Below are 11,515 nucleotides of genomic sequence, written 5' to 3'. Positions count from 1 at the left end.
TCTTGTACTCTTATTATTGATGGTGCGGCTGGTTGTTGTGAATCTAAAGATCAGCGATAGGTTTGGAAAAATGCTCATTACTGGGGGACTAACTTTTTATTCGGTTCCTTTTCTTTATCATCTTCTAATGTCCTTTGGATTACTGCCATTTATGGCTTTTTCTCTCCCGTTCTTAAGTTACGGTTTTCATCCTATGGTTTTACATGCAGTGGTGTTTGGACTGATTTTAAGTGTTTACAGAAAAAAAGCTATCGTTGGATCGATGTTATCTCACCAATCATAACGCCGAGGAAAATGTGCCGTAGCTGTCCTGTCTAATTGCATTATCCATGCAATCATATTACCCGTTCCTGATCTATACCCTTAAAAATAGAGTGAGTTGATACACTTTCACTGATAATATCTTGAAATCAAGTCTTCATGCCCCAGGGGCTTATCCATAGAAAGGATAGGCTTCTTTTATTAATAAGTATTGAGTTCTTGGGTTTGTTTTGAAATAATTGGTATTTGGGATGCTGCTCTTTAGAATCACAAAGTGATACATAAGAAATATTGTTATCTATAGGAAGAATGTTCTTATTAAAAAAGAAAAATGGTCATTATGGCTCTAGCTAGTATTATTTTTGAGAGCTGGTGGGTGAATATTTCACCACGGTTCGCTTTTTGGAGATATGAATTATAAAGATTTACTTACTTAATTATAGGTTAGAACAAAAGGGGAATTATGTGTCTAATTATTTAACGGTTAATAATAAGAAAATCTATTATGAAGTTCATGGTGATGACAATCTTCCTGTATTTTTGTATTTACACGGTGGACCTGGAGTTGGTTGCTATGATTTCATTGAACACCAAGGTCAACGACTTTCAAAATTTATGAAGGTCATAGCGATAGATCAAAGAGGGGTCCTTCGATCGGATCCAATCGAAAACGAAGAGACGTTCGGTATTCGTGATCTGGTGAAGGACTGCGAATCTATTCGCAAACAACTAGGGATAAAAAAGTGGGGGATCATTGGACATTCATTTGGGGGATATTGGGCAGTTAAGTATCAATTAAACTATCCTGAAAAAGTCACCCATCTCTTATTGGAATGTCCAACGCTAGATCTAGAAAGTTCTGCACGATCTCTAATCACGGGAGCACTTCAGGAATTTGAAGGGCTAGGGGAATATGAGAAGGTCAATGAGTACCTAGCTGCTGCAAATATTAGAGATACTAAAAAGGTTTGGGAGAAATGTATAGAAGCTCTTATTGATTTGGGTGAACATAAAGACAATTTGTATGTCCATGGAGAAGACAAAAAGTTTTTTGATCGTCTTGTTGAAAACTCAGGTATTCCACAGGAAAACTGGGAACGGGCAGCAAATCATCAACAAAAGTTATATCAAGAAGGAAGAGTATTTAATTCACTGTTACCCCAACTCGATTCTATTGCTTGCCCGATGCTATTGATAAAAGGTAAATATGATTGGGTAACAAGTAATGATCAACTAACTGCGTTTGCTAATGGAGGCTCTAACCGTAAGATATCTATATTTGAAGAAAGTGGGCACTTTCCAAGGTACGAGGAACCAGAAAACTATTCTAGTCTAATAAAAGAATTCATATTTACAAACTGATCTGAAGGGAATTTTCCAATCTACAAAAGATGAATTTACTTGCGCTGAAACATCTTGAATTCAAGTCTTCAGCTAACGGGGGCGATTGTTCAATAGTGACAATCGCTTTTTCATTATACGAACTGAGTTGTTTTAAGATGAAACACTAATTTTTAAAAGATGGATGTGATTGATATAGGTACCAATATTGCGATTATCGCTGATATACATGGGAATAGCGCTGCATTAAAAGCTGTTTTAGATAGCATTGATAAAGATAAGCAAATAGAACATATTTATTGTCTTGGTGATTTAATAGGTATCGGTCACGAAACAAATGAGGTTCTTGACTTGTTGTTTTTACGTAATGATATAACCTTTGTTAAAGGAAATCATGATGAAGCCATTTTAAAAATAATTGATGGGAAAGAACCAGGAAGTGTCGGTGAGGAAAGAGAGCATCATAAATGGATAGCATCTGGATTAGACAAGAAGTTCATCCCTAAATTGTTAAGCATTCCAGATATGCAATATGAGAAGATAAATGGTAAAAACTTTTTGTTTGTTCATTATCATTTAGATAAACAAAATAAGTTCTTACCTATTGATAACCATCCGACAACTGAAAATCTTGATGCAACATATGAGAATTCCGAAGCAGACGTTATCAGTTTTGGGCACCATCATATTGTTCATCATTTTAGGTCTAACAAAAGACTTTATCTTAACCCGAGTTCATTAGGTTGTAATCACAAACCTGTTGCGCCATACGTTAAATTGCATGTCGGATCAAATGAACAGATGGATGTTTCTTTTATGGAAGTACCTTATGAGAATAAAGACTTTTTACTTTCTTATGAAAAGTTAGATGTCCCCGCTAGAGACTTTATATTAAAGGTATTTCATGGAGAACAACACTTACAATTTGTCTAAGCCTTTACTTAGCAAACAGGTGTGCAAAACAAAGAAATCTCTCGAATTCAAGTCTTAAGGAAACGGGGGCGATTGTTCAACAAGAGCAATCGCTTTTTTGTTCAATATTGGTTATACCTTATTAAATGAATAAGATTAAGTTTAGAAGCTAATCATGAAGTTGTGAGTTTCATATATCGAAACCGCAACTTCTTTTTTTGATATTCACTTTTCGGCGCTATATGATAACAACTGTGCAAAGGGGGCACACACTCATGAGTCAATATGAAGTTTCAACGTTAAAAAAAGGATTGATCATTCTCAATTTGCTGATGGAGAGCGGGGGAATGACAATGAACGAAGTGATGCATCACATGAAGCTCAACAAAACGACGGCCTTCCGCATGCTCCATACTCTAGAACACATGGAATATGTAGAGAAGAACGGTCAAGTTTATCGGGTTTCTTCGAAGCTAGCGGAATTCAAACAAAACCACAATCCTTTAGTGGATTGGGTGTCGGTTTCGCCTCTGTACGAACTAAGTCAGGAGCTGGGAGAAACCGCATATATTGGGATATTGGACGGGACGGATGTGGTTACGACTCAGGTAGTCGATGGTACACATGCTATGCGCATTCATTCTGAGGTCGGGGATCGTGATCCTGCGCATGGAAGCGCCCTTGGGAAAGCCATCGTCGCTTTTTTTGACGAATCAAAACGAAGGAAATTCCTGAAAAAGCTACAGTGGAAGAAGCAAACGGAGAATACATTCGATGATGAACAATTGTTTCTCTATCACCTCAAAGCCATTCAAAATCAAGGCTATGCAGTGGATGATGAAGAAACGGAAGTCGGGCTTCGTTGTATCGCTGCTCCCATTTATCGAAACGGAGAAGTGGTGGCTTCTTTGGCATTATCTGGACCGGCTAGTAGAATTCCAAAACAATACGACACTCAGGTCAGTAAAAAGATCAGAGCATGTAGCGCTCAAATTTCAAAACTATTGTAATTAAGACGTCAAGGAGGACACAGCTATGAGTAAATTATCATCAAAAGCGATCATCGGACTTTTGTCACTAGCCATTAGTGCCTTTGCCATCGGTACGACAGAGTTCGTTATTGTCGGACTCCTTCAAACCGTTGCATCGGATCTGGATATTTCCGTAACCAAAGCAGGGACCTTGATCTCAGGTTACGCAGCAGCCATTGCGATCGGGACTCCCATTGTGACGACAATGACGGGAAAGCTTCCAAAGAAAGGATTGTTCCTTACTTTCATGTCCGTTTTCATCCTTGGAAATGTCCTCTCAGGGCTCTCCGGGACATATGAGTTATTGTTAATATCACGTATTATTACAGCTGTAGCTCATGGCGTGTTCTTCGCCATTGCTGCAACTGTAGCTGCGGAACTTGTGCCGAAAGACAAGCAATCCTCAGCCATTTCCATTATGTTTACTGGATTGACGGTGGCTACCATTATTGGCGTACCATTCGGGACATTTGTGGGACAAGCGGTTGGTTGGAGAGCTACCTTCTATTCTGTGGCAGTCCTTGGACTCATCGGACTAGTTGCCAATCTATGGGCAGTGGATCGTATGAAGCGACCGACTGAATCTCCTACCCTCGGTGATGTAGGACGGCTTGTATCGAACCCGAGAATTTTACTTGCTCTGCTGATGACAGCATTCGGTTTCGGAGGGACTTTCGTGCTATTCACTTACCTTTCTCCAATCCTTGAGGAGGTCAGTGGATTCTCCGAAGGGGCTATATCGTGGATGCTTCTGTTATATGGAATAGCCGTGGCGATCGGAAATATCATCGGTGGTAAGGTGAGCAACAGCCATCCTGTAAAAGCTCTCCGTTTTGTATTCTTTATCCAAATATTCGTACTGTTTTTGCAAATGGTATTTCTTCCAAACCAGACCTTTAGCTATCTATCAGTCTTTATTCTAGGTTTATTCGCCTTTATGTTGACTCCGGGGGTCCAGTCCTACATTCTCATGCTCGCTGAGAAACTTGTACCAAAAGCGAAGGATGTCGCATCGGCGATGAACATCTCAGCTTTCAATATAGGAATTGCCGGCGGTTCTGCGATCGGTGGTTTCGTTGTGGAGACGATGAATTACCTTGATACAGCTTGGGTTGGTGCCATTATGGTGACCATCGCACTTCTTCTGGCTGCAATCAACTATCGACTAGATAAGAAACAAAACTTATTCTAAAGGAGTTTAGATATGAATACAGAAATCCTACAACAACTCGAGAAAGAGCTGGAATTCGACCAATTCACTAACGAACAGGCATTAAAACTGGGCATGGAACTCGTCCAATATGCCAAAGAAAACGACAAGTCTGTGGCGGTGCACATCGAGAAAAATCGTCTGCCGCTTTTCACTCATCTAATGGATGGAACATCAGAAGAGAATATAAAATGGTTATACCGCAAGAAAAACGTCGTGGACCACTACAATCACAGCACACAATTCATTGCAGCTCGTTTTAAAGAAATGGGCACCACACACAATGAAAGTTCCTTGCTTCCAGTTGAGGAGTACCAAGCTGTCGGCGGCTCTTTGCCTATTACAATCAAAGGGGTAGGTACAATCGGTTCTGTTACCGTAGCTGGGCTTACTCCGCAAATGGATCATGATTACTGTGTAGCAGGAGTTAGACGTTTCTTAGATAAAGATTAAGATTTGAACTGTGTTGGGGAAGGTTCTCGTGTTCGTCAAACCCGAGAACCTTCCCCATTTATATTTTATTTTACTTTTTGTGAAAGAACCTTTGCAAAGACACGTATGATGACAGTAAGTTAAGTCTTTTGACTATTTAGGGGTATTGAATGTAAATAAACTCAGTAAAGTATTTGAGAAAAACGGTAATAAACCTTAAGAAATATTTAATTTTAAAAATATTGATGTTTTACTTATAGGTTTACACAAACACCTCGAATTCGAGTATTCAAGTAATGGGGGCAATTCTTAAATAGATTAAATATAGCTAAGGAGGAAGGTTCTCTCTTGGAAATCGCTACTGAAAGATTAACAATCAGACCATTTAAAATTACTGACTTACAAGATGTATTTAACATTTACAATAACGAGGAGACATGTAGGTATCTACTCCACGAAAAATGGACATGTGAAAACATGCAGGAGTTATTTCAGAAGAAATTGGAGAACTGTTCTCTTACTAAAGAAACTGGCTTAAGTCTGGCAGTAGTGGACAGTACAAGCTTGATCGGTGATTTATCTATATGGTTTACAGGGGTTAAAAATACAGTTGAAATTGGCTATAGCTTTTCTGTTCAAAATTCAGGTAAGGGATATGCAACAGAGGCTGTTAGTCAATTAGTGAAGTATTTATTCAAAGAAGTGAAAGTGCATCGGATCCAAGCCACCTTGGATGCAAGGAATTTAGCCTCTCAAAAGCTGTGTGAACGAATAGGGATGAGAAAAGAAGCGCACTTCAAACAGGATTACTGGAGCAAAGGTGAGTGGACAGACAGTATAGTATATGGAATGCTGGTTGAGGATTTGGAAAAGGAAGACAACAATTGAACTTCAAAGAACGGGGGCTTTTCCGCAATAACTTTTTGACAGTATAAAAAAACAACCAAAAAATGGTTGTTTTTTACGATTTAAATTAGTAGATTACATATGTATTTTATTCCATCCCACAATGCTATACCTAAAATTACTGCGAGTATAAGTTTGAAAATATCTTTCATCATGCACCTCCAGATAAGATTACATGTATTACGGGAAATTACTACTCTACGTTTCATTATATGGATTGATAATTTCAATTCACCAAAAAATAGCTACCATTTTCAGGTGAAGGGACAGTTAAATTAAGATAACGAACTAAAGAATATCTCGAAATCAAGTATTCAAGGAAAGGGGGCAATTCTATAATAATGGAATTGCCCTCTTAGTATTGTTTGCACAGGGGTTGTTATAGACACAGTTTCGATATAACAGTCATTTTGAAACTAAAATCTTTTTGTCTCGTACATAAGGTATATCGGATTTATAAATATCTTTGAAAGGGGCTTCACGTTGAGTAATGTAATGGATTATAGAAAAAAAGACGAAGTATTTCATTATTTAATAGCGTCTATAGCCTTGATTTCTTGGCTACTATATTTTTTATTTTATTCTCACCTATATACTATTGATGAAATAAAATCTGGAATAACTTTTATTTGTTTGGCTGCCCCCTTTTATGCAATATGTGTGTTCTTTTATTATAAAATCTCTTAGAGATAATTAGAGATAGAGGGGCTAATGAAGTTATCTTGAAACTGAGTCTTCAAGAATCGGGTCAGGAGTATTTGCGGTTTTTATTTCACTTTATGAAGACGAGGGAATTCATTCAAACGATAGGGTGAAAAGTATTTAAAAGAGGTGTTGAAATGGAATACATAGCATATTTCTTATTTGGATTTTCAGTATGCTTTATCATAAGTTCTACAATTAACTTTTTGTTTAATATGAGAAGCAAGAGAGACTGGATTATTACTTGTTTATTGAGCATTGTATTAGGTGTGATTTTCTTGCCTTTCATGGCAAGTTAGCTCAACTGAATACTAATAACCATGGAGTTATCTACGAGTGATTAGCCTTTTCGATTAAGTAAATGAAATTCAAAAATTAAATTGATTGAGAGGGAATTATTATTAGAACAAGTATAATTTATATTGTAGGGGTTTTTCTTCTTACTGCCTGGTTAGTTATAGCGGATTATATTAGACATGACAATTTAAATTGGGGGACAAATATTGCACAGTCATTTTTTGTTGTGACATTTATTATTGTAGCAATTTTATTAGAGAAAAAGTTCCGGAAAAATTAGTAATATAATTGGATGTAGACTGTTAGAAAATGGCATATTACCTGTAATGTTCATATAACTAAGTCAATTAATATCTAAGGATATAAGACGATCCCTTTTGTTAAGGAATCACTTTATCGAAGAATAGACAAGCTTTCCCAATTAGAAAAAAGTAATCTGAACTACATAAGTTATTATGACTCATTTTTAATCGATATATATTCAAGTCTTATACAAATGGGGGGAATTGTTCTATGGGAAAATTGGCTTTTTTACTAAGTAAACAAAATTATTAGAGAGGGGGGGGATATTGGGTTATAAATTAAGTAGGGGTATTGGATTGTTGTGTTTAGGTTACTTCTTCATAGTTTTATTTTTTGAAGTAAATATCCAGAGCTGGATTACTGCATTGGTTGGACTGTTATCATGGTCATTGTATTTTTTTGTTACATACATAGATAAAAGCAGAACAAAAAACCATCAGTAACATCTATTATATTAATAGTTATAAGAGGAAGGAGGGTCCTGATGAAAGCAATTAGAATTGTAGCAGCCTTTATAGCAATTTCCTTAATAGTTCTTAGTGTTATAACTGATAACAAACAAATCTTATACTATACTCAGTTTTTTATTGGGGCCATGCTTTTAATATACAGTATTTCAGAGTTCCAAAATAAACGGAAAGCTCGTGCAGTGTATTTATTGTTTTTATCTGGAATTATTGTTTTAATGGGGGCATTATCTCTATCAAATTGATTAGGATGGCCATCTGAATGGTTCGAGTAATGCGAGAAGGTAGTAGATTACATAAAATATCTCGAAATCAAGTCTTACGGAAACGGGGGCGTTAATTTAATATGATACGATCAACGTAGTTACGGAGCAGGTTTTCGCATAAGAAATTTTTGTATGTAAGAAAAAAACAGAAGTAGTAGGTGTTATTAGTTGGAAGATTTATTTACATTGTTTAAGTATGCTTTATTAGGGGCCCTTCAAGGCTTTACAGAACCAATCCCCATTTCATCAAGTGGACACTTGGTAATAGCACAGGAATTGTTGAGAATTGATGTTCCGAAAAATGATTTTGGTTTTGAGGTATTGATGAACTTTGCTTCACTTATAGCAGTGGTTATTATTTACAGAGATGATTTAATTAGGCTATCAAATAATGGTTTGAAATTCGTTTCCAAACGTACCGATACATATAAAAAAGATTTTATGTTCATCTTGTACTTATTAGTTGGTACTATTCCAGCGGGTCTTTTAGGTTTGTTATTGGAAGATTGGTTATCAGAAAAATTGAAAGGAATTGTTCCAGTGGGTGTGGCATTACTAATCACAGGTATTGCTCTCTGGATTATTAGGAATTTCAAAGGGAGAAAAAGTGATAAAAGCCTCAACTTTCGAGATGCAATAATAGTTGGTTTCGCACAGGCTATTGCTTTAATACCGGGTATAAGTAGGTCGGGGGCTACAATTGTGGCTTCTATGGGTGTTGGAATGCAAAGGGATACTGCGTTACGTTTTTCTTTTCTATTGTATATTCCGGTAAGTCTCGGTACCATCTTACTTAAAATCAACGATATATCCTTTCAGGGAGTGGTACTCCCTTACGCTGCCGCATTTATTTTGTCCCTTACATTTTCATACTTTTCCCTCAAATGGTTTATGGGAGTTATGGAACGAGGAAACCTAAAGTATTTTGCATACTACTGCTTTGTAGCAGGGTTATTAATCCTATTCATATTTTAAGTTCACTTGAAAATATCTCGAGATCAAGTCTTCAAGAAATGGGGGCGATTGTTCAATAAGAGCAATCGCTTTTTTACTATCGTTCAGGATAGTTGAAGTCTCAGTTTCGGAATAAATTTTCATGAAGGGTGTGGGGGATCTACCATCTCCCTCTACATTCACGGATGAAATTATACATAAATTAAATTACAAAAAATTGAAACTTTGTCCCTTAGTTATCGTATAGAATTTCAAGATAGAAATGGGGGATTCGTTTGAAGGTCGCTAAATTTTGCATTAAATATCTTTTTGGTGTCATAGGTATAATTTTAATAAGTTGTATATCAGTTATATTTTCTAATGGATTTAAATGGAATATACCGCTCTATTTTCAAAGCGTAGCACATGTAATAAAGCAGATAATAACTCCCTCAGAATGGGTCTTCCAACATCGTCTTAATTATCAATACTTAGAAAAGCCTCTCTTCTCTTATATATCAGATAACTACCTTTATTCTATGACCATTTTATTTTCCGCGCTAGCCATTGCCATTATAGTGGGACTTGTATTAGCTATATCGACCTTTGGGTTACCTAGAAAGGTAAGTCGGGCCATACATACTGTTTTAAATAGTTTAGAAGCATTGCCAGATATTCTGTTTATATTCTTATTACAAATGTTCGTGGTTTGGTTTTTTAAGTCGTTTGATCTTTTACTTTTTCGATTTGTCTATTTAGGTGAAGAAAAAATTTACCTCTCTCCTATTTTGTCATTATGTATTTTACCAACTGTGCTATTTTACAGGACTTGTCTTTTACTACTGGAAGAAGAATGGAGAAAAGACTATATTACATTAGCTAAAAGTAAGGGGCTAGGAAACACGACTATTCTTGTAAAGCATTGTTTAAGTAATATTAAAAGAAACCTAATTATTCAATCAAAGCCGATTCTGTGGCTTACATTGTCGAGTTTATTAGTTATCGAGTATTTACATAACTTCTATGGAATTGTGCGGTTAATCTTTTTTGATACAAGACCTTTTATCATGGCGGTATCATTGATTCTAATTTTCACTCCATTTTATTTCATTTATTCTTTGTTGGATTGGCTGGTTGGAGAAGAAACAAAAACGGGCACCTTATCTCCGCCTTCTATGCTGAAAAATGCCGAAGTTCTTCATCTCCAAAAATTTTCGCTTAAAGGGTTAATGGAAAGATTGATTTCCGTGTGGAGTGCACTTGTTAAACAACTTTTGCTATTACTTAAAAGACCGAAGTTTCTTGTGGGTCTAGGGTATATTATTTTTCTGCTGGGCATCAGTATATTGTATAACACACCGGTTGAAAATGCGGGGTTAGTGGAAGACCCAAAGGGAAATATTCAAGCTCCTCCTCATTCCTGGGGTGAAGGGAAATTAATTTTTGGCTCCAATTTAAATGGATACCCTGTTCTACAAATGTTGATTGTTGGTGCGAAGTACACGATTTTGTTCACCCTCTTAGTTGCTCTTGCCAGAGTAGTTATCGGTTACATACTCAGCATTCCTTACACCTTCTGGTTAGGAGCGCGGTCCAAGAAAGTCATTAATGGATTAGCTGATGGAATGCAGTTTTTGCCTATGACATTAATTGCCTATGTCTTACTTGTGGACATCGTGATTTTTGAGGAACATCAAAAACAACTTGCTGAATCGCTAATGGTTTCTAATATAGTATTAGAATTGATTATTTTAATTGTTTTCGCTCTCCCAGTCTTGTTGAATGTTATTGGACAGGAATCTGATGAAATCTTGAAAAAAGAGTACACGCAAGCTGCTATGCTTCTCGGAGCAAGTAAGGTAAGTATTTTCTTTAAACACATGACTCCCCATTTGGTTCCAAGGTTATTTTTATTGCTTGGACAACAAATGATTCAAGTTCTACAGGTTCTCCTGCACCTTGGTGTGCTTTCCATATTCTTAGGTGGGACAATTCGAGGAAATAGAGAGGGGGCTTCTCAATCTTTGATCTATGAATGGACATCGCTCTTTGAGACGATGAGAATTGGAATAATGACAGAGAGGTATTGGTTAATCATTCCTGTTTTAGTGTTATACGTCCTTCTCATCTTGTCCATTCAAGCTGTCGTGAAAAGTCTTATTGAGAATCAGCAACGTAAGATAGGGATTCATTTAAAACCAAAAGTAAAGAAATCAATGGAATTTAATGAAGAGGGTAAATCACATAAAGATAAGGAAATGTTCTCCTTTGTTAAAGAGGGAAAGTATATTTGAGTAATTTATCTCGAGTTCGAGTCTTCAACTCCCTCGGTTAGATCCGCTTTTCTTTCAAATACTCACTTATTCGCAGGATTTCAATCCGCTTGTCAGAACATATTGGATAAATGAAGTGGTTTATGACCGTATCGACTGGTTTCAGGCATACTTAAATAAA

General features: G+C 36.5%; 10 protein-coding genes. All 10 read left to right on the top strand.

All coding sequences use genetic code 11. From position 1 onward, the window contains the following. A partial coding sequence (locus VKA52_RS07410) for an FtsW/RodA/SpoVE family cell cycle protein (protein ID WP_326314821.1) occupies nt 1-283 on the top strand: 283 nt, incomplete at its 5' end. Between the two features lie 443 nt (nt 284-726). Continuing rightward, a complete protein-coding gene (locus VKA52_RS07405; RefSeq protein WP_326314820.1) occupies nt 727-1,623 on the top strand; it encodes an alpha/beta fold hydrolase in 897 nt (298 codons plus the stop codon). 159 nt (nt 1,624-1,782) lie between these two features. Continuing rightward, nucleotides 1,783-2,535, top strand: coding sequence for a metallophosphoesterase family protein (locus VKA52_RS07400; protein WP_326314819.1), 753 nt, complete (start codon nt 1,783-1,785; stop codon nt 2,533-2,535). Nucleotides 2,536-2,789: 254 nt separating this feature from the next. Continuing rightward, nucleotides 2,790-3,524, top strand: a complete 735-nt coding sequence (locus VKA52_RS07395) for an IclR family transcriptional regulator (RefSeq protein WP_326314817.1) — start codon at nt 2,790-2,792, stop codon at nt 3,522-3,524. A 25-nt stretch (nt 3,525-3,549) separates the two neighbouring features. Beyond that, entirely contained in the window at nt 3,550-4,737 is a 1,188-nt protein-coding gene (locus VKA52_RS07390) for an MFS transporter (RefSeq protein ID WP_326314815.1), read from the top strand. 12 nt (nt 4,738-4,749) lie between these two features. Continuing rightward, nucleotides 4,750-5,208 (top strand): heme-degrading domain-containing protein, encoded by a 459-nt coding sequence (locus VKA52_RS07385; RefSeq protein WP_326314813.1) that lies wholly within the window; start codon nt 4,750-4,752, stop codon nt 5,206-5,208. 327 nt (nt 5,209-5,535) lie between these two features. Then, nucleotides 5,536-6,075, top strand: a complete 540-nt coding sequence (locus tag VKA52_RS07380) for a GNAT family N-acetyltransferase (protein ID WP_326314812.1) — start codon at nt 5,536-5,538, stop codon at nt 6,073-6,075. 1,804 nt (nt 6,076-7,879) lie between these two features. Beyond that, nucleotides 7,880-8,107, top strand: a complete 228-nt coding sequence (locus VKA52_RS07375) for a DUF3953 domain-containing protein (RefSeq protein ID WP_326314811.1) — start codon at nt 7,880-7,882, stop codon at nt 8,105-8,107. Nucleotides 8,108-8,296: 189 nt separating this feature from the next. Further along, the gene (locus tag VKA52_RS07370; protein ID WP_326314810.1) at nt 8,297-9,103 is read left to right on the top strand and encodes an undecaprenyl-diphosphate phosphatase; all 807 of its coding nucleotides are present in this window, start codon (nt 8,297-8,299) and stop codon (nt 9,101-9,103) included. 254 nt (nt 9,104-9,357) lie between these two features. After that, complete coding sequence (locus tag VKA52_RS07365; RefSeq protein ID WP_326314809.1) at nt 9,358-11,355, top strand: ABC transporter permease subunit; 1,998 nt, start codon at nt 9,358-9,360, stop codon at nt 11,353-11,355. Nucleotides 11,356-11,515: the final 160 nt, after the last annotated feature.

It is taken from the genome of Halobacillus sp. HZG1 (assembly GCF_035818575.1).
In the GTDB taxonomy this organism is placed as follows: Bacteria; Bacillota; Bacilli; order Bacillales; family Halobacillaceae; genus Halobacillus; species Halobacillus litoralis.
Note: the sequence above shows the minus strand (reverse complement) of the source record. Positions and strands in the feature narration are given on the sequence as shown.